At 57.3% G+C, this 17,384-nt stretch carries 21 protein-coding genes; 13 read left to right on the top strand and 8 right to left on the bottom strand.

Features of this window, described 5'->3' with window-relative positions:
- The first annotated feature begins 32 nt into the window (after positions 1–32).
- A complete protein-coding gene (locus tag I9188_RS16460; RefSeq protein WP_209507244.1) occupies positions 33–935 on the top strand; it encodes an epimerase in 903 nt (300 codons plus the stop codon).
- On the opposite strand, the gene I9188_RS16455 is transcribed toward I9188_RS16460, so the two are convergent.
- Positions 932–1,960 (bottom strand): endonuclease/exonuclease/phosphatase family protein, encoded by a 1,029-nt coding sequence (locus tag I9188_RS16455; protein WP_209507243.1) that lies wholly within the window; start codon positions 1,958–1,960, stop codon positions 932–934. The two genes, I9188_RS16460 and I9188_RS16455, sit on opposite strands and share 4 nt — an antisense overlap.
- Positions 1,957–2,787 (bottom strand): hypothetical protein, encoded by an 831-nt coding sequence (locus I9188_RS16450; RefSeq protein WP_209507242.1) that lies wholly within the window; start codon positions 2,785–2,787, stop codon positions 1,957–1,959. Before I9188_RS16450 ends, I9188_RS16455 begins: the two co-directional genes overlap by 4 nt.
- Positions 2,788–2,892: 105 nt before the next feature.
- Here I9188_RS16450 and I9188_RS16445 point away from each other — a divergent pair, with 105 nt between their 5' ends.
- Positions 2,893–3,096, top strand: a complete 204-nt coding sequence (locus I9188_RS16445; RefSeq protein ID WP_209599681.1) for a hypothetical protein — start codon at positions 2,893–2,895, stop codon at positions 3,094–3,096.
- 24 nt (positions 3,097–3,120) lie between these two features.
- Here the strand turns inward: I9188_RS16445 and leuD are convergent, their stop codons facing one another.
- From leuD to I9188_RS20300, 4 genes are read right to left on the bottom strand one after another with little or no spacing between them, the layout of a single operon-like run.
- On the bottom strand, positions 3,121–3,726 hold the full coding sequence (gene leuD / locus I9188_RS16440) for a 3-isopropylmalate dehydratase small subunit (RefSeq protein ID WP_209507241.1): 606 nt from the start codon (positions 3,724–3,726) through the stop codon (positions 3,121–3,123).
- 41 nt (positions 3,727–3,767) lie between these two features.
- Positions 3,768–4,310, bottom strand: a complete 543-nt coding sequence (locus I9188_RS16435) for a DUF308 domain-containing protein (protein WP_209507240.1) — start codon at positions 4,308–4,310, stop codon at positions 3,768–3,770.
- 37 nt (positions 4,311–4,347) lie between these two features.
- Positions 4,348–5,751 (bottom strand): 3-isopropylmalate dehydratase large subunit, encoded by a 1,404-nt coding sequence (leuC, locus tag I9188_RS16430; protein ID WP_209507239.1) that lies wholly within the window; start codon positions 5,749–5,751, stop codon positions 4,348–4,350.
- Positions 5,752–5,794: 43 nt separating this feature from the next.
- On the bottom strand, positions 5,795–5,974 hold the full coding sequence (locus tag I9188_RS20300) for a hypothetical protein (RefSeq protein WP_245223738.1): 180 nt from the start codon (positions 5,972–5,974) through the stop codon (positions 5,795–5,797).
- 79 nt (positions 5,975–6,053) lie between these two features.
- On the opposite strand from I9188_RS20300, the gene I9188_RS16420 reads away from it, so the two are divergent.
- The 4 genes from I9188_RS16420 to I9188_RS16405 all read left to right on the top strand — a co-directional run bounded on the left by I9188_RS16420 (position 6,054) and on the right by I9188_RS16405 (position 8,884).
- Positions 6,054–7,358 (top strand): mechanosensitive ion channel domain-containing protein, encoded by a 1,305-nt coding sequence (locus tag I9188_RS16420; protein ID WP_245220653.1) that lies wholly within the window; start codon positions 6,054–6,056, stop codon positions 7,356–7,358.
- 164 nt (positions 7,359–7,522) lie between these two features.
- The gene (gene rsfS / locus I9188_RS16415; RefSeq protein WP_209507237.1) at positions 7,523–7,882 is read left to right on the top strand and encodes a ribosome silencing factor; all 360 of its coding nucleotides are present in this window, start codon (positions 7,523–7,525) and stop codon (positions 7,880–7,882) included.
- Between the two features lie 44 nt (positions 7,883–7,926).
- On the top strand, positions 7,927–8,397 hold the full coding sequence (gene rlmH, locus I9188_RS16410) for a 23S rRNA (pseudouridine(1915)-N(3))-methyltransferase RlmH (protein WP_209507236.1): 471 nt from the start codon (positions 7,927–7,929) through the stop codon (positions 8,395–8,397).
- A 1-nt stretch (position 8,398) separates the two neighbouring features.
- Entirely contained in the window at positions 8,399–8,884 is a 486-nt protein-coding gene (locus I9188_RS16405) for an NAD(P)H-dependent oxidoreductase (RefSeq protein WP_209507235.1), read from the top strand.
- Between the two features lie 3 nt (positions 8,885–8,887).
- On the opposite strand, the gene I9188_RS16400 is transcribed toward I9188_RS16405, so the two are convergent.
- Positions 8,888–9,235 carry a hypothetical protein gene (locus I9188_RS16400; RefSeq protein WP_209507234.1) on the bottom strand — a complete coding sequence of 116 codons (348 nt, stop codon included), beginning with the start codon at positions 9,233–9,235 and terminating at the stop codon, positions 8,888–8,890.
- A 35-nt stretch (positions 9,236–9,270) separates the two neighbouring features.
- A complete protein-coding gene (locus I9188_RS16395) occupies positions 9,271–9,981 on the bottom strand; it encodes a DUF599 domain-containing protein (RefSeq protein ID WP_209507276.1) in 711 nt (236 codons plus the stop codon).
- Between the two features lie 80 nt (positions 9,982–10,061).
- Between I9188_RS16395 and I9188_RS16390 the strand changes: the two genes are divergently transcribed.
- From I9188_RS16390 to I9188_RS16360, 7 genes are all read left to right on the top strand, one after another.
- Entirely contained in the window at positions 10,062–11,501 is a 1,440-nt protein-coding gene (locus I9188_RS16390) for an FAD-linked oxidase C-terminal domain-containing protein (RefSeq protein ID WP_209507233.1), read from the top strand.
- Between the two features lie 48 nt (positions 11,502–11,549).
- The gene (locus I9188_RS16385) at positions 11,550–12,650 is read left to right on the top strand and encodes an FAD-binding protein (RefSeq protein WP_209507232.1); all 1,101 of its coding nucleotides are present in this window, start codon (positions 11,550–11,552) and stop codon (positions 12,648–12,650) included.
- A gap of 4 nt (positions 12,651–12,654) precedes the next feature.
- Positions 12,655–13,968: a glycolate oxidase subunit GlcF gene (gene glcF / locus I9188_RS16380; RefSeq protein WP_209507231.1), complete on the top strand. Its 1,314-nt coding sequence runs from the start codon at positions 12,655–12,657 to the stop codon at positions 13,966–13,968.
- Between the two features lie 120 nt (positions 13,969–14,088).
- Positions 14,089–14,880 carry a trypsin-like peptidase domain-containing protein gene (locus tag I9188_RS16375; RefSeq protein WP_348540348.1) on the top strand — a complete coding sequence of 264 codons (792 nt, stop codon included), beginning with the start codon at positions 14,089–14,091 and terminating at the stop codon, positions 14,878–14,880.
- Positions 14,877–15,692 (top strand): trypsin-like serine protease, encoded by an 816-nt coding sequence (locus tag I9188_RS16370; RefSeq protein WP_209507230.1) that lies wholly within the window; start codon positions 14,877–14,879, stop codon positions 15,690–15,692. The genes I9188_RS16375 and I9188_RS16370 overlap by 4 nt, the downstream gene beginning before the upstream one ends.
- 122 nt (positions 15,693–15,814) lie before the next feature.
- Positions 15,815–16,282 (top strand): Hsp20 family protein, encoded by a 468-nt coding sequence (locus tag I9188_RS16365; protein WP_209507229.1) that lies wholly within the window; start codon positions 15,815–15,817, stop codon positions 16,280–16,282.
- 170 nt (positions 16,283–16,452) lie between these two features.
- The gene (locus tag I9188_RS16360; protein WP_209507228.1) at positions 16,453–17,379 is read left to right on the top strand and encodes a DMT family transporter; all 927 of its coding nucleotides are present in this window, start codon (positions 16,453–16,455) and stop codon (positions 17,377–17,379) included.
- The last annotated feature ends 5 nt before the right edge of the window (positions 17,380–17,384 follow it).

Raw genomic sequence — 17,384 nt, 5'->3', positions numbered from 1 at the left:
ATGGGTAGATTGGTCTGAAACAGGAGGCATCAATGACACAAACTGCACTGATACTCGGCGCGTCGGGCCGGTTTGGGCGCAATGCTACAAAGGCGTTTCGAAATGCAGGCTGGGCCGTGCAAACGTTCCGTCGCGGGTCCGGATCTCTTTCCCAGGCGGCAAAAGGGGTGGATGTCATCGTAAACGGATGGAATCCGCTCTATCCTGATTGGGCGCGTGAAATTCCCGACCTGACCAGACGTGTGATAGATGCCGCGTCCGAGACCGGAGCCACCGTACTGGTTCCCGGCAACGTCTATGTGTTTGGAGCGGACACGCAAGGCCCATGGTCCGGGAGTACACCGCACTTGGCCACCAATCCGCTTGGCCGCATCCGGATCGAGATGGAGGAGACGTATCGCGCCTCAACCGTCCGTACGATCCTTCTGCGTGCGGGTGATTTCATTGACACCGAGGCATCTGGAAACTGGTTCGATCAGGTCATGATCAAGCATCTGTCGCGCAATCAATTCGTGTATCCCGGAGATCCAGAAGCTTTGCACGCCTGGGCCTATCTGCCTGATTTGGCCCAAGCTGCCGTCGCGCTGTGTGAAATTCGAAAGGATCTGCCGCGGTTCTGCGATGTTCCTTTTGCTGGCTACACTCTGACCGGAACTCAGATCGCGCAGTCTTTGACGAGAGTGACCGGACGCGACATATCCGTGAAGCCGATGCAATGGTGGCCATTGCAGCTGGCGCGACCATTCTGGCGCATGTCTTCACACCTGATTGAAATGCGGTATCTGTGGCAGGTGCCACACCAGTTGGACGGATCGTACCTGACCGAGTTACTGGGTTCTGAGCATCAGACCGATCTGGATGATGCATTGCGTTCTGCAATCTCACCTAACCTGGTGACTTTGTCCTATGCGACCCCAGAGTCGATCATGCCTTAAGGCAGGGTGACGTCAACCCAGACCAATCGGTGCCTGCTGGCACGTAGGGCAGATTCGTAAAGCTTGTTGCCTTTTTCCGGCCACGTCACACCGGCATCCGAAATGCGCAGGTCGGCGGACGGCAACACATAATCCACGCGCATTTCACCCGTGGCCTTCCAAGCGACCGTTGAGGTCGAGCCTGAAGGGTCTTTCGGCAGCGGGTCTTGCAAACGGGGATGGGTCAGAAGGGACTGAATGGCCTGTTTACGGCCCTCTCCACGCGTTGGATCAAGGTTGGCATCGCCGGCGATCACAAAGGCACCTTCGGGGACTGGCTCCAGTTCACCGTTCAATAATACGGACCAGAGCCGGATCTCATCTTGATTGCGCAACCCGTTTCGATCCTCGGGCCCATCGAAAACGGGCGGCGCCGCATGAAAGGTCATGAGATTGAGCCGCCCATACGGGGTTTCGATCGGTACAACCCAATGTGCAGTCGAAGACAAGCGTTGTATCTGATGTGCCGCGTCAGACGGGAAGGGTTGCCCGTTTACGCCAGGCAGGGTGGCGCCCGGTAAACTGCGCCACAACAGCGCAGAATAATCCTGAACCTCAGCTGTGATAATTTCGTATCGTGATAACACCGCCAGCCCACCTTGACCTGTGAACTGGCCCCAGCCTTGGGCGTCGCCGGGGCCTTGGGCCTTGCTATCGCCGTCCAGGTCAAGCGAGGTTTCCAGCCCGGCATTGGGTTGTGTGGCAAGGTAATATCCGTAATCAAGCCCCGCGGTGCGCAGTTTCCCGGTCAGGGCTGTTACAGCGGTATTGTTCAGGTCCCAGTCGATACCCTGAAGGGCGATGATGTCAGGGCGCGCGGTTGCAATAACGTCGACAACGGCCAGAACTTGCGCGTCATCGCGTTGAATGTCGCGAAGCAGTAGGCCGGGACCTTTTTTGCTGAGCTCGGTGTTATAGGTGGCGATACGCACGACCTCTGCCTGTGCCGCAAAGGGCAACAATAGCAGACATAGGATGCGGATCATGCGGCCTGTGTTGACTCGCTGGTCGAATAGGCGCGGCGTTTTTCCATGATCAAGCCCGCGATCCTGAGGGTCGCCATGCCGCGCATGATCATGCTGGCGGGCAGGAAAGCCCATGCGCTCATGGTCCAGATCAAGGTCTGTGGGTTCCCGAGAGAGATCGGGGCGATCACACTGCTCATCAACTTGATGATCGCCGGAATGAGGAATGGCAGCAGAATGCCGATACAGATGTTCAGGCGGCCATCCCGTTGAAGGCGCGTAACGACATCGCCCCCTTTGGTCGGGTCAAACAGCGGCAGGTTTGTCCACACATTGAAGGCGCCATTTCCGGTTGGCCATCCCCGAACCCTGACCGCATAGGCAAAGCTGACAATCGTGACCAAAGCCGCGACATAAGCCACGCTGGCCGTGATGCGGACCAGTTCGATCAGGGCGTGGCCGGCATCCGGGGGCAACATCAACACGATGAGGCGCACCGGAGAATAGGGGAAGTCCACCACATTTGCGACAGACAAACCAACCGAATAAGAGAACGTGGTCAACTGCGTTGGTTCAAAAGTGTTTTTGCAGATCAACGTCAGAAAGGTGACCATCGACATCAGGCCGACAAACCGAAGGCGATTGACCGGCGGTGCGTCGCGGAATTCGATAAAGCTGGGAAAGGCGGAATTGTATTCGGCAAAGGTCAGGATAAACGCGAGGATCGCGAGAAAGACCAGTATCTCGGTCCCGTTCGTAGATGAGACAGGCAGGTACAACGCAGGTGTCAGCACCAAAAGTGCAACAAGTATACCGCGTATCGCCGCCCCTGTTGTGCGCGCAATCACTATCCGAACCCTTTTTCAAACCGGATCAGCCGATCTTTGTCGACTTGTTTCCAACTTGTGCCCGTCGCTTCGTCTGACGTTGACGGATGCCTCTTTAGCGTCAACATGAACGATAAGCGGCATTTTGCTCAAGCCGAGGTGCAGAAAACACGGGATTTCGGGCAAAAAGATGGCGCAACTGGTGCGGTATTGCATCATTTTCGACGCAAATCCGACGTGTATCTCAAATTGATACCCACATGTTGTGGTTTGCGAAAAATCAACCCCAAGAATGCGAGCGGGGCCGCCTTGGCGACCCCGTCAGGTTGAGTATCCACAGATTCGTCCCCAGAATCACACCCAGGGACGGGCCTGACTGGCGTGATCCTCGAACTTGTCGATGTGATGATCTTTTTCCATCGTGAGTCCGATATCGTCCAGACCATTCAGCAGGCAGTGCTTGCGATGAGGATCGATTTCGAAATCGATCACGACACCGTCCGATGTGGTGATCTGCTGGTCTTCCAGATGTACGGTCATGCGGGCGTTTTCGCCTTTATGCGCATCATCCATAAGGATCGCGTGGTGTTCTGCCCCGACAACGATCGGCAGAATGCCGTTCTTGAAACAGTTGTTGAAGAAAATGTCGGCAAAACTGGTCGAGATCACGACCTTGATGCCGAAATCCTTGATCGCCCAGGGCGCATGTTCGCGTGAGGACCCACAGCCGAAGTTGTCGCCTGCAACCAGAATCTCGGCCTCGCGATAGGCAGGCTTGTTCAGGATGAATTCTTCATTCTCCTGACCGTCATCGTGATAGCGCATCTCGTCGAACAGAACGACGCCCAGGCCGGACCGTTTGATTGTTTTCAGGTGCACTTTCGGGATGATCATATCGGTGTCGATATTGATCAGCGGCATTGGGGCGGCCACCCCGTGGACTTTTTCAAACTTATCCATGTTCACACTCCTGCGGGAGAGGGCCGTGCCCAGACCCCGCGTTAAGCTTGTTTCGTTTCTTTTGGTGCGTCCTTGACGAAGAACGCCATGAAGACAAGGCCGAGCCCGTTAAAGATCATCTCGATCCCCAGCAGGATGCCCAGCAATTGCAGCAGCACCGAAGGATCCATCGCGGCAAAGCGCCAGATCAGGATCGCCAGAACAATCGACATGATGCCCGAGACCAGCGTCGCCCAGAAATACTGTGTTCCGCGCATCTGGAACGACAGGATCACGCGGGCAATGCCGCCAGCCATAAACAGGATCAGGCAGACGGTCGCCAGTGTCAGCGTTCCCTGCAGTGGGTGATCCAGAAAGGACCAGCCCAGAAACAGCATCACGACACCCATGATAAGTGACAGTATCTTGTTGCCGGTCCCCTCGACGGTGAAGCCGCCGACAACCTGCAATGCGCCCGAAATCAGCAGCAATACACCTGTGACCACCGTCACGGTAATTGATGCCACGACCGGTGCGCCCAGCACAAAGATGCCGAACACGATGGACAGAAGTCCAAGCAATAGCCATTTTGTCCAGTCACTCATGTCTTCAATCCCTCAAATATCCAGTTATGAGGGTAGCTTACATCATTTCACGAACGTCTGTCAGCCGTCCTGTGATTGCTGCTGCGGCGGCCATTGCCGGGCTTAGCAGGTGGGTGCGCCCACCCCGGCCCTGACGGCCTTCGAAGTTGCGGTTCGAAGTCGCGGCGCAGCGTTCACCCGGTTGCAACTGGTCGGGATTCATCGCCAGACACATCGAACATCCTGCCAGACGCCATTCGAAACCGGCTTCTTTGAAGATATCCGCCAGACCTTCTTCTTCGGCCTGTGCGCGGACCAGACCCGAGCCCGGAACGACCATGGCGCGTATGCCATCCTTGATCTTTTTGCCTTTCAGAATCTCGGCGGCGGCCCGCAGGTCCTCGATCCGGCCGTTGGTGCACGAACCGATAAAGACGGTGTCGATCTCAACTTCGCTCAGCTTCTGGCCAGCTTTCAGCCCCATGTATTCGATGGAGCGGCGGGCCGCGTCGACTTTGCCACCTTCGAAATCTTCGGGGTTCGGGACGGTTGCGGTGATCGGTAGAACGTCCTCGGGGCTGGTGCCCCAGGTCACGACCGGCGCGATGTCTTCGCCGCGCAGGGTGATAACCTTGTCGAAATGCGCGCCTTCATCAGTAAAGAGCGTTTTCCACCATGTCAGAGCCGCTTCCCACTGCGCTCCTTTCGGCGCATGCGGGCGGCCTTTGACATATTCGAACGTTGTTTCATCCGGCGCGATCAGACCGGCACGAGCCCCGCCTTCGATCGCCATGTTGCAGACGGTCATGCGACCTTCCATTGACAGATCACGGATTGCTTCGCCGCAATACTCGATGACATAGCCGGTACCGCCAGCAGTGCCGGTCTCACCGATCACAGCCAGAGTAATGTCCTTGGCGGTCACGCCCGGTTGCAACTTGCCGGTGATTTCCACCTTCATGTTCTTGGACTTCTTCTGGATTAGTGTTTGCGTGGCCAAAACATGCTCAACCTCAGACGTGCCGATGCCGTGAGCCAGCGCGCCGAATGCACCGTGAGTCGCTGTGTGGCTGTCGCCGCAGACAACGGTCATACCCGGCAGGGTCCAACCCTGTTCCGGGCCAACGATGTGGACAATGCCCTGGCGCACGTCATTCACCGGGTAGTAGTGAATGCCGAAATCCTTGGCGTTCTTGTCCAGCGCCTCGACCTGAATGCGTGATTCCGGGTTTTCGATCCCGTTCATGCGGTCCGGTGTGGTCGGCACGTTGTGGTCCGGTACAGCGATGGTCTTTTCCGGCGCGCGCACTTTACGGCCTGCCATGCGCAGCCCTTCAAAAGCCTGCGGGCTGGTAACTTCGTGCACCAGATGGCGGTCGATATAAAGCAGGCAGGTTCCATCATCGGCTTCGTGCGCGACATGGGCGTCCCAAATCTTGTCATAGAGTGTCTTGGGGGACATCGGTCCTCTCCCGTATGTAATGAGAAATAGCTGGCGAGTTGGCTCAGGCGACGGATAGGCGCGCCAGAACCGTGCGGGCAGCGCCAAAGAACCGTTCACGCAAGCGCGCGCGATCTTCCAGATTCTGAAGTTGGGCCACATTGAGTCTCATGCGGTTCAGATATACCGCGCCCATCCGGCAATCAAGGTTCAAAACCAGTGTCAGGCTTGCATCGCCCCGCATTGCTGTCCAAGCTGACCCGCAGGAGACGTGTATGAACCAAGACCTGATCCCCAGTACGCTGACGGACCTCTACAACAACATGGTTGCGGCTTTTTCCGCGCAGTTCGAGAAGTTGCTTGATCTGATCGTCACGCCAGGCTGGCGACAATATCAACTGCTCATCATCCTGTTACTGTGGGCGCTGGCTTTGCTGCTGAAGTTTCTGACTCAGTCCAAATGGGATAGTTGGGCCCGTTCACGTACAGGATGGCCGAAATGGCGGCTGCGAATTCTGGTGCAGTTGATGCGGCGGTTGGCGCTGCTCTACTTCATCCTGCTTTCCTGGGCAATTTATCTGATCATGCAGCAACTCACCTGGCCATCGCGCAGCTATATCATAGGGGTGATAGCTACGTTGGCGGCGGCATGGCTGGCGATAGCACTGGTCGCGAGACTGGTCCAAAACCGCACGCTTCGCCGGATTTTCAAATGGGCAATGTGGATTTACGCAACGCTTGTCGCGCTGAATCTGACGGATGATGTCGCGGGTTTTCTTGATGGAGTCGCGATTTCCATCGGGGATCTACATATTTCGGCCCTTGGGATTCTCAAGGCCACATTGCTGATTGGCATCCTGCTGACACTGGCCCGTATCGGTACGCGCGCAGCCGAACGCGCATTGCAAAGCAATGACGACATAACACCTTCCATGCAGGTGCTACTGTCGAAAGGCATACAGGTTTTGCTTTACGGGGCAGTCTTTATGGCTGCGATCCGCACTTTGGGGTTCGATCTGACCGGCATCGCGCTTTTGTCCGGCGCCATCGGCGTGGGTATCGGGTTCGGTTTGCAAAAAGTGGTGTCGAACCTGATATCGGGGATCATCATCCTGATGGACCGCTCGATCAAGCCGGGCGACGTGATCTCGTTGGGGGATACGTTCGGTTGGATCAACTCGCTTGGCGCGCGATATGTGTCGGTCGTAACACGGGACGGGCGCGAGTACCTGATCCCAAACGAAGATCTGATAACCAACCAGGTGGTGAACTGGTCTCATTCCGACCGGTTCGTGAGATTGGATCTGGATTTTGGTACCAGCTATGACGACGATCCGCATAAAGTGCGCGCAACCGCAATCAGGGCGGTAAAGGCGGTTGCCCGGGTCCTGAGCGGCGGCAAACATGAACCGGTTTGCCACATCACCGGGTTTGGTGACAGCAGCGTGGACTATGTGCTGAGGTTCTGGATCAGCGACCCGACAAAGGGGCTGACCAATATTAGGGGCAATGTCTATCTGGCGCTTTGGGACGCATTCAAGGAAGAAGGTATCTCGATCCCCTTCCCGCAGCGCGAAATCCGGTTGCTGCCGGACGGCGCAACTGCGCAACAGATCATTACAGAGTAAGCGCCTGTGTGCGCCCTGCAGCGTGCATTCATTGAAATGTTGCATTCCCCTTGCTACCTTATTAGTACCCCGGCGCCGGGGTTTCACGGCGCGCAGCAAAGGAGGACTATGTCCTGTCTCTACATACACAGGCGGGTTTGCCCGCCGATGATGGGGTCAACATAATGGCCCACTCTCAGTCAATCAGCGACAAGCTGCTTGAACGAATCCTTTCCTCACTTTCCGATGACAAGGCCGAAGACGTCGTGCAGATCAACCTGCAGGGCAAATCATCGGTTGCGGATCACATGGTGATTGCCTCGGGTCGGTCGACTCGTCAGGTTTCGGCCATGGCGGAAAAGCTGACGGATCGCATCAAGCAGGAATTCGGTTTCACCTCGAAGGTCGAAGGCAAGGATACCGGCGACTGGGTGCTGATCGATACGGGCGACGTCATCGTCCATATCTTCCGCCCCGAAGTGCGTGATTTCTATCAGCTGGAAAAGATGTGGCTGCCTCAGGGCGGCAGCGCCTCGGCGAACTGAGGCGCTATCCCGGCCTGCATTAACAGGCCGGAGGCGAGAGAGACATGCGTATCAGCATAGTTGCGGTCGGGCGATTGCGCGCCGGACCCGAGAAAACACTGCTTGACGATTACCTGACCCGATTTGACCGGACCGGCCGTGCGCTGGGCCTTGGGTCTGCGCAGGTGATCGAGGTTGAAGACAAGAAAAACGCGGGGATGGCAGCCGAGGCCGCGCTGCTGCGTAGGGCCCTGCCCAAAGGGGCAGTGTTGTGCACGCTGGATGAACGGGGGCGGGTCATGTCCTCGCCCGATTTCGCGAAGAAGCTGGGTGATTGGCGCGATGCCGGTCGGCAGGACCTGGCGTTTGTGATCGGTGGTGCGGACGGAATTGACCCAGTTCTGCGGACCGAGGCGGATTTTTCCATTTCATTCGGGTCGATGGTCTGGCCCCATATGCTGGTCCGTGTGATGCTGGCCGAGCAACTTTACCGGGCCGCGACCATTCTGTCAGGTGGCCCCTACCACCGGGTCTGACATGGCGCAGCTTCTGATCGTTTATCACTCCCGCACAGGCGGTGCCCGGCAGATGGCCGAAGCCGCGGCCGAAGCTGCGCGAGGTGAGGCTGACACAAAGCTTATGCCTGCCGATCAAGCCGGGCCGGAAGATCTATTGGCTGCCGATGGCTACATCTTTTGCGCGCCAGAAAATCTGGCGGCAATTTCGGGTCAGATGAAGGAATTCTTCGACCGTTGCTACTACCCGGTGCTGGGAAAACTAGAAGGCCGACCCTATGCGCAGATGATTTGTGCAGGATCAGATGGCGAAAATGCCGCCCGTCAGATCGCACGGATTGCCACCGGTTGGCGATTGAAAGCTGTTCAGTCTCCGCTGATCATCTGCACCCATGCGCAAACGCCCGAGGCCATTTTGGCCGAAAAGACAATCCCGCAAGACCAGCTGGATCAATGCCGCGAGACAGGAGCCGCTTTGGGTGCGGGTCTGGCCATGGGTATTTTCTGAGGGTCAATCCAGTTTGACCACTGTGGTGCCTTCATTCCATCCGTCGACGATGCACCGTGCCTGAACTTGCACCTGAGTCATGCCTTCGGGAATGACCACCCCGCCCAGAGAGCGGGTAAAGGGTTGCTCGGTTTCGTGTGGATGGAGCAGGACGCGCATTCCCAACTCGTTTCCATCCATATCCAGAACACGCCAGCCGTCGGCGTAATGGTCCCAACCCGTGTCGGGATGCCGGATCGTCACATCGAACCGCCATGTTTCGCCGTTCGTACTGGTGCGGACCTGTTCGATTGTTGGTGGGTCGGCAAGGGCGGGGCTCGCCAACATGGCGCAGAGAATCAAGTATCGCATCGCACCAGTGTAACCAGTGTGGCGGTGTGTCGGTATCACGTATCCGTGCTGGCCGCTCGGGCCATCAGTATTTCCCGCGAGTGTGAGGTGAACTCGCGCCGATACAAGACGCCAAACGTGACCGCTGTACCCAAAAATAGCGCGACAGGTCCAAGAAACCACGCCAACGACGCCAGTGCAAAATAGGTGGCGCGCAGACCGCGGTTGAAGCTGCGCGCGGCGGTAACACAGATCTCGGCCGCCTGACCGGCGCGAGGATAGGTTTGCGGGTCTTCGGGGTCATTGGGAACTGCAGCCATCAACACGGCGCAATATCCGAAAAGGCGGTGCGCCCAGACATATTTCAGAAATGCGTTAGCCAGCAGCAATACGACGAAAAGGATTTTGATCTCCCAGACCATTGCCGGAGCACTGCCGATGGCGAGGTCGATTGCGACGCCTGCCAGTCTTTCGGTGTTGCCCAGCAGGGCCAGCCCACCCCCGATGGCAATCATCGTGGTCGACGCGAAAAATGTACTGCCCTGCCGCATGGCCGCCACGACCTGTGCGTCAAACATGCGCGGTTGGCGGGTCACCATCTCGCGCATCCAGTCGCGCCGATAATCGTCCATCATAAGGGCTACGGATTGCCTCTGCGGTGACGGATGTTCAATTTTCCTCCCGATCCACAGCCAAGCAACCAGCAGCAGAAGCAGCGATGCATAGTCCAGAGGGGCAAAAAGAGCGGCACGTTCGATCCAGGTCATGACCGCGACAGTAAGGCCGGGCATGGGAACTTGCCAGCGCGATAAATTGGTAATATTATTTTACCAAAAGGAGGAGCGCCATGGAGATGCCAAAGCCAAGTCCGGATGTTCTGAGCCGGAAATCTGCGCTTGTTGCGCGGCTGTCGCGGGTTCTGCCCGAAGAGGCGATCATCCACGACCCCGCCGAAACCCGCGCTTACGAGTGTGACGCCTTGACGGCTTATAGATGCCCGCCAATGCTGGCCGTGCTGCCGTCAAGCACACAGCAGGTTTCGGATGTTCTGCGCATTTGTCATGACGAAAACGTGCCTGTGGTGCCGCGCGGGGCGGGTACTTCGCTGGCCGGTGGAGCCTTGCCGACTGCGGATTGCGTCATTCTGGGCGTCGCACGGATGAATGAGGTGCTGGAAATCGACTATGACAACCGCTTCATCAGAGTACAGACGGGTCGCACCAATCTAAGCGTTACCGGCGCGGTCGAAGAAGAGGATTTCTTCTACGCCCCCGATCCGTCTTCGCAGCTGGCTTGTGCCATCGCGGGCAATATCGCGATGAATTCGGGCGGTGCGCATTGCCTTAAATATGGGGTGACCACAAACAACCTGTTGGGCGTGACCATGGTCATGATGGATGGCAGCGTTGTCGAAATTGGTGGTGCGCATCTGGATGCACCAGGTCTGGACCTGTTGGGTGTCATCTGTGGGTCTGAAGGCCAGCTGGGTGTGGTGACCGAGGCCACGTTGCGTATTCTTCGCAAGCCCGAGGGCGCGCGACCGGTCCTGATGGGTTTCAATGACAATGAGGTTGCAGGGCAGTGTGTCTCGGACATCATCAAATCGGGCATATTGCCGGTTGCGATCGAGTTCATGGATACATTGTGCATCAGGGCCTGCGAGAACTTTGCCCATGCCGGGTATCCCGACTGCCATGCGCTGCTGATCGTCGAAGTTGAGGGGTCTGACGCTGAAATCGATTATCAGCTTTCGAAAATCATCGAGATAGCCAAACGCCATGACCCGGTTGAATTGCGCGAAAGCCAGTCGGCCGAGGAAAGCGCCAAGATCTGGTTGGGTCGGAAATCTGCATTTGGCGCCATGGGACAATTGAACGATTACATGTGTCTGGATGGCACGATCCCGGTGTCAGCCTTACCAACCGTTCTGCGTCGTATCGGAGAACTGAGTGAGGAGTTCGGGCTGCCGGTTGGAAATGTGTTCCACGCAGGCGACGGAAACATGCATCCGCTGATCCTGTTCGACGCCAACAAACCCGGCGATCTGGAAAATTGCGAAGCTTTCGGGGCGGAGATCCTGAAGCTGTGTGTTGACGAGGGCGGCTGTCTGACCGGGGAACATGGTGTGGGGATCGAAAAACGGGATCTGATGGCGCATCAATACTCACCTGCCGACCTTGATGCGCAGATGGCGGTTAAGGACGTTTTCGATCCCAAATGGCTGCTGAACGCGGCCAAAGTGTTTCCGCTCGACGTGTCAGAGCCGCGGCGAATGGCAGCAGAATAAGGGGGCGCTGCCCCTTGCCCCCGGAGTGCTTTGGAAAAGATGAAGCCAATGAGACCTGAGACTGAGGCCGATCTGGCAAAGCTGGTGGCCGGGTTGGAAAACCCTGTACGCATTGTCGGAGGCGGGACGCGTGGAATTGCCGGCCCGTATGCGGAAATCGAAACCGGAGCTTTGCGCGGTATCACGCTTTATGAACCCGGGGCGCTGACCCTTGTTGCACGGGCAGGGACGCCCTTGGCCGAGATCACGGCGACGCTGGAAGCAGAGGGTCAGCACCTCGCGTTTGAGCCGATGGATCATCGCGGATTGCTGGGGACTCAGGGTGAACCGACCATTGGCGGCGTCGTCGCGGCCAATATTTCGGGCCCGCGACGGATACAAGCCGGGGCCTGCCGGGATTTTCTGCTGGGGGTACGCTATGTCGATGGGCGCGGGCAGGTGATCAAGAACGGTGGCCGCGTGATGAAGAACGTCACCGGGTACGATCTGGTCAAATTGATGGGCGGGTCCTGGGGTACTTTAGGAGTTTTGACCGAAGTTTCGCTGAAGGTGCTTCCAAAACCAGAACGGGTGGCAACATTATCTGTTGGGGTTCGGGATGCTGGCACTGCGGTTCGGGTTCTGTCCACCGCACTGAGATCTCCGTTCGAGGTAACGGGGGCTGCGTATGATCCAGACGCTGGAAAAGCCCTGCTTAGGGTCGAAGGTTTCGCGGGCTCGGTCGCATATCGCACAGGCAGATTGACGGCTGAACTGTCTAGGTTTGGTGAGATTACAGAGGAAGCAGGTGCAGACACGCTTTGGGCTGGTATCCGCGATGCTCATCCGTTTCATGGGCAGGACGGGGATGTCTGGCGGCTTTCCGTAAAACCCGGAGATGCGGCCGAAGTTTCTGCGCGTGCTGAAGCGGATCAGTTGCTGTTTGACTGGGGCGGTGGACTTGTCTGGCTGCGCGTCCCGAAGGGCACGGATCTGCGCGCGCGTCTAGGTGTGTTTTCTGGCCACGCGACAGTTGTACGAGCGGATGCAGAAACAGTCGCGCGACTGGGGCGCTTTCAACCGGAGACCGCGGCCGTCTCGACCCTGACAAATGGATTGCGCGCGAAGTTTGACCCACGTGGTTTGTTCAATTTAGGGCTGATGGGATAGGTTTATGCAGACATCATTCACTGAACGGCAGCTGCAAGACCCGGCAACCAAGCGCGCAAACGAAATTCTGCGAAATTGCGTCCATTGCGGATTCTGCACGGCGACTTGCCCGACTTATCAGGTTCTTGGCGACGAGTTGGACAGTCCGCGCGGGCGCATCTATCTGATCAAGGATATGCTCGAAAACGAGCGGCAGCCCGACGAAAAGACGGTCAAACATATCGACCGGTGCCTGTCCTGCCTAGCTTGCATGACCACTTGCCCATCAGGTGTGCACTACATGCATCTGGTCGATCATGCGCGTGAATATATCGAGGCGAATTACAAGCGCCCTTTGACGGATCGCATTTTGCGTTGGGTTCTTGCGCAGATCCTGCCCTATCCGATGCGCTTTCGCTGGGCCCTGATCGGGGCTAAACTGGGTCGCCCGTTCCGGTTTCTGATGCCAGATGCCCGGTTGCGTGCCATGCTGGACATGGCGCCCAAGAACATTCCACCGGTCAGCCGTAATGATGATCCACAAAGCTTTGCGCCCGAAGGCGAGCGGAAAAAGCGGGTGACCCTGATGACGGGATGCGCGCAGAAAGCGCTGAATACCGACATTAATGACGCCACGATCCGTCTGCTGACCCGGCTGGGATGTGAGGTTGTGGTGGCTGAGGGTGCTGGATGTTGTGGAGCACTGACCCATCACATGGGAAAGGTGAAAGACAGCCATGCAGCCGCAATCGCTAATATCAGAGCCTGGGTTCGCGAGATGGACGGCGACGGATTGGACGCCATCGTGATCAACACCTCGGGCTGTGGGACGACGGTCAAGGATTACGGGCATATGTTCCGGAACGACACGCTCTCGGATGATGCCGCACGGGTCTCGGGTATCGCGATGGATATCAGTGAGCTGGTTATGCAACTGAATTTGCCCGAAGGGCGTGATCAGGACCTTACAGTTGCGTATCACGCGGCGTGTTCGCTGCAACATGGGCAGAAGATCAAGACCTATCCCAAAGACCTGCTGAAACGGGCCGGGTTTCAAGTGGTCGAGCCCGCCGACAGCCATTTGTGTTGCGGCAGCGCGGGGACTTACAACCTGATGCAGCCGGAAATCTCGGGTCAGTTGAAGCAGCGCAAAATCAAAACACTTGAGGCGAAGAAGCCCGATATCATCGCCGCAGGCAATATCGGTTGCATGATGCAGATCGGGTCTGGGACCCAAGTGCCAGTCGTTCATACGGTCGAGCTGCTGGATTGGGCGACAGGGGGGCCAAAGCCACCCGCCTTGCAACGGGCAGAGGGCGCTGTTCCCATATTGCGATGAGCCGCCCTGATGCCGACCCGCATCATTTCCTGAGGAAATACCCCTGTACACCGATCGCCCTATTTTCGCCCAACGGGGCACGTAGGACAAAAGCTTCAGAGTGAGTCTCCGGAGACCCGAGTGCGCAACTGGATTAAGGCGATTGTGCTTTGTGCTTTGCCGATGGCGGCTACAGCACAGGACACCAGGCTGGAAAGCTTGGAGACCTCGGATTCCGGGCGCGAATGGATGGCTGTCGGGCGTCTGGATATTGCCGGAAAAGGGTTCTGCACCGGAACGCTTGTATCGCCGACCCTTGTGCTGACAGCGGCGCACTGCCTGTTCGACAAGGTGTCCGGGCAGCGGGTGAACCCGTCCGATATCGAATTTCTGGCCGGGTGGCGGCTGGGCCGCGCTTTGGCTTATAGAACGGCAAGGCAGGCTGTAATTCACCCGGATTATCAATTCAGTGCTGAGTCGTCGACGGACCGTGTCGGCGCGGATGTCGCCCTGATCGAGCTTTGGCAGCCGATCCGCAACACATCGGTCATTCCGTTTGAATCAGGAGATCAGCCGCGCCGGGGCGCGGAAGTGGGCGTGGTGTCATATGCACATGACCGGTCAGAAGCGCCTTCGTTGCAACAGGTTTGTTCGGTCATGAACCGGCAGGCAGGCGTTATGATCATGTCTTGCGACGTCGACTTCGGGTCTTCAGGAGCACCGGTTTTTTCTTTTACAGGCACGCGCCCTCAGATCGTGTCGGTTGTGGCGGCAAAGGCCAGCATGGATGGCCAGAGCGTTGCGATCGGGACTGCGGTTGAACATTCGCTGCAATTGCTGCGCGACGAGCTGTCTGCCGGGCACGGATTTGGATTGTCGACCTCCGGTTCGGGGACGGGCAAGAACGTCGGTGCAAGGTTTGTCCGACCATGACCAAGGTCTTCATAAGCCTGCTTTTGGGCCTGAGTGTTCTGGCGACCGCATCCCATGCGCAAGCCAACAAACGCAAGCTGACAGACCGGGACGACCTTTACGGTTGGGAAGCAATCGGGCGGCTGGATGTGCGCGAAGCGTCCTATTGCACAGGTACGCTGATCGCGCAGGACATGGTGCTGACCGCTGCCCATTGTGCTGTGGACCGTCGTACCGGGGAAACATACGCGCCCGAAGACATCACGTTTCGTGCGGGTCTGAGCAACGGCAGCGCGTTGGCCGAGCGTCAGGTCACGCAGATTGCGGTTTTGCCCGGCTACGCTTCAAATAACCCGCTTTCGCACGAAGGCGTTCGGATGGATGTCGCCCTGATGCGGTTGAATGAGCCCATCCCGTATTCGATTGCCGATCCTTTCGTGTTGCACAGCGGGCGAGTTTCAGGAAACGAGATCAGCATAGCCTCATATGGGCGCGGACGATCCGAGGCGATCACGCGGGAAAGGTCGTGCCGCGTTTTGGATCGCAGGCAAGGCTTGATCACTTTTGATTGCGACGTCACCTTCGGGTCTTCCGGATCCGCCATTCTGGCAAAAAACGGTTCGCGCTGGCAGGTTTTGTCCGTGGTTTCAGCGGTAGGCACGAACGGTCGCAGAAAGGTGGGGTTCGGCATGGAGCTTGACGAGGTCGTGGCCGAGCTCAAGTCCATCATGCGGCGCGATGCGCCAAAACCAACGGCTACGATCCGCCGGTTACAGGCTGGGTCCGGTGCGTCCGGGTCTGGCGCGAAATTCATCAGCTCCGGCGGGGGTTGAACTCGGTCAAATCGCTTCCCATGTCACTGATATCGGATCGCCACAACGGGGTCCGTCATTAACATTGGTCCGTCCAGCCGGAGGGCCAGATCGTGAATCGCTCAAGACTGAGGATATGACACATGCGTACATTTGATTTTGCACCGCTGCACCGCGCCACCATTGGCTTTGACCAGATCGCCGACATGATGGATCGCGTTCTGACCAATGATGTGGCACAGCCAAGCTATCCGCCTTACAACATCGAAAAAACCGATGTCGACACCTACCGTATCTCGGTGGCCGTTGCCGGTTTTTCGGAAAGCGACCTGTCCGTTGAAGTGAAAGAAAACTCGCTGGTTGTTGCCGGTAAGAAGGCATCCGAGGACAAGAGCAGCAGCTATCTGCATCGCGGCATCGCAACCCGCGCGTTCGAGCGTCGCTTTGCTCTGGCCGATCATGTCCGTGTCACCGGCGCAAGCCATGAAAACGGAATGCTGAACATCGACCTGAAGCGAGAAGTGCCCGAGGCCCTGAAACCGCGCCGGATCGAAATTACCTCGGCTAAAGCCATCGAAAAAGACGTGGTTGACGCCAAGGCCGTGAACTGAGGCTTTGAAAGCCTGGCGGCAGTCTCCTCCTCCCGGACTGCCGCAACACCCGCGCCCCGCGTTCCTCCAGACGCGGGGCGTTGTTTTTTGATGTCAGCGCCTATGCTCATCAATGCGTCGGCCCGGTAAACTCGGCTACACTCATCGCGAACCTGTGCTAGAACTTGCAGATGTCGACGACATCCACGCAGACCAGACCGGCTATTCCGCAACCGCTTGCGGTTGTTGGCGTTCTTTTTGCTTCAATCTGTTTCGGGCTTGTTCCCTATTTCAGCAGGGGGCTGACTGAGCAGGGCGTTGCACCTTTCGCGGTCGCATTCTATCGCTACATCGTTCCAGCGGTTTTGTTACTGCCAGTTCTCATCGTACACCGAAAAGCCTGGCGCGAGATTTGTTGGGGTCTTGCGGTCGGAGTGGTGATGGGGCTTGGCTGGATTGGATATGTCACAGCCTTAAAGACACTGCCCGCATCGACGGTGGGCGTGCTCTATATGACATATCCGGTTTTCACGTTGATCATTGCGTGGGCTTTGTTCGCAGATACTCCCACAAGGCGCGCGTTTCTTGCGTCTGGCCTCATCATTCTGGCTGCCATCATAGCAGGCTCGCCAGCATCCGTTCCGTTCGAGCACATTCCTACGCTTTTAATCTCGCTGGCTGCGCCATTTGGTTTTGGCTTCGGGATTTCTGTTCTGGTCCACAGGTTGTCCAGAATTGCGCCACTTGCACGTATCGCCTCGGTGTCGCTGGGATCGGTTCTTGGGCTTTTGCCTTTGATGCTGAGTGCAGACGTTTCCACGCTGCTTCCTGACGGTCAGTCCGATTGGGTTCTGATCATTGGAATTGGATTGGTCACGGCGCTTGTGCCGCAGCTTGTCTACACGATCTGTTCGCCGCTGATCGGCGCTTCTCAAACTGCGGTTGTCGGAAGCATTGAATTGCCCACGATGTTTGCAGTCGGGTTCTTTGCGTTTGGAGAAGCGATCACTACTGCGCAAGCCATAGCCTGTGCTTTGGTTTTAGGGGCAATTGCAATCACCAGAAGTCGGGTGACGCGCACCGTAACGACCGTGATAGCCAAAGAGGAAAAGACGTAAGTTTG

This window comes from Ruegeria sp. HKCCSA071, from assembly GCF_017872555.1.
In the GTDB taxonomy this organism is placed as follows: Bacteria; Pseudomonadota; Alphaproteobacteria; order Rhodobacterales; family Rhodobacteraceae; genus Ruegeria.
The sequence above is the reverse complement of the archived record's forward strand: the minus strand, read 5'-3'. Positions and strand labels throughout refer to the sequence as shown.

Bases quoted from the DNA above. Each gene is read 5' to 3' on its own strand.
- I9188_RS16385 (WP_209507232.1), top strand. From the start codon at position 11,550: ATGAGACCTGAGACTGAGGCCGATCTGGCAAAGCTGGTGGCCGGGTTG.
- I9188_RS16405 (WP_209507235.1), top strand. From the start codon at position 8,399: ATGGCGCAGCTTCTGATCGTTTATCACTCCCGCACAGGCGGTGCCCGG.
- I9188_RS16370 (WP_209507230.1), top strand. From the start codon at position 14,877: ATGACCAAGGTCTTCATAAGCCTGCTTTTGGGCCTGAGTGTTCTGGCG.
- I9188_RS16390 (WP_209507233.1), top strand. From the start codon at position 10,062: ATGGAGATGCCAAAGCCAAGTCCGGATGTTCTGAGCCGGAAATCTGCG.
- leuC (WP_209507239.1), bottom strand. From the start codon at position 5,751: ATGTCCCCCAAGACACTCTATGACAAGATTTGGGACGCCCATGTCGCG.
- I9188_RS16360 (WP_209507228.1), top strand. From the start codon at position 16,453: ATGTCGACGACATCCACGCAGACCAGACCGGCTATTCCGCAACCGCTT.
- I9188_RS16400 (WP_209507234.1), bottom strand. From the start codon at position 9,235: ATGCGATACTTGATTCTCTGCGCCATGTTGGCGAGCCCCGCCCTTGCC.
- I9188_RS16365 (WP_209507229.1), top strand. From the start codon at position 15,815: ATGCGTACATTTGATTTTGCACCGCTGCACCGCGCCACCATTGGCTTT.
- glcF (WP_209507231.1), top strand. From the start codon at position 12,655: ATGCAGACATCATTCACTGAACGGCAGCTGCAAGACCCGGCAACCAAG.
- I9188_RS16420 (WP_245220653.1), top strand. From the start codon at position 6,054: ATGGTTGCGGCTTTTTCCGCGCAGTTCGAGAAGTTGCTTGATCTGATC.
- I9188_RS20300 (WP_245223738.1), bottom strand. From the start codon at position 5,974: ATGCGGGGCGATGCAAGCCTGACACTGGTTTTGAACCTTGATTGCCGG.
- rlmH (WP_209507236.1), top strand. From the start codon at position 7,927: ATGCGTATCAGCATAGTTGCGGTCGGGCGATTGCGCGCCGGACCCGAG.
- I9188_RS16445 (WP_209599681.1), top strand. From the start codon at position 2,893: ATGAACGATAAGCGGCATTTTGCTCAAGCCGAGGTGCAGAAAACACGG.
- I9188_RS16460 (WP_209507244.1), top strand. From the start codon at position 33: ATGACACAAACTGCACTGATACTCGGCGCGTCGGGCCGGTTTGGGCGC.
- leuD (WP_209507241.1), bottom strand. From the start codon at position 3,726: ATGGATAAGTTTGAAAAAGTCCACGGGGTGGCCGCCCCAATGCCGCTG.
- I9188_RS16395 (WP_209507276.1), bottom strand. From the start codon at position 9,981: ATGACCTGGATCGAACGTGCCGCTCTTTTTGCCCCTCTGGACTATGCA.
- rsfS (WP_209507237.1), top strand. From the start codon at position 7,523: ATGGCCCACTCTCAGTCAATCAGCGACAAGCTGCTTGAACGAATCCTT.
- I9188_RS16455 (WP_209507243.1), bottom strand. From the start codon at position 1,960: ATGATCCGCATCCTATGTCTGCTATTGTTGCCCTTTGCGGCACAGGCA.
- I9188_RS16435 (WP_209507240.1), bottom strand. From the start codon at position 4,310: ATGAGTGACTGGACAAAATGGCTATTGCTTGGACTTCTGTCCATCGTG.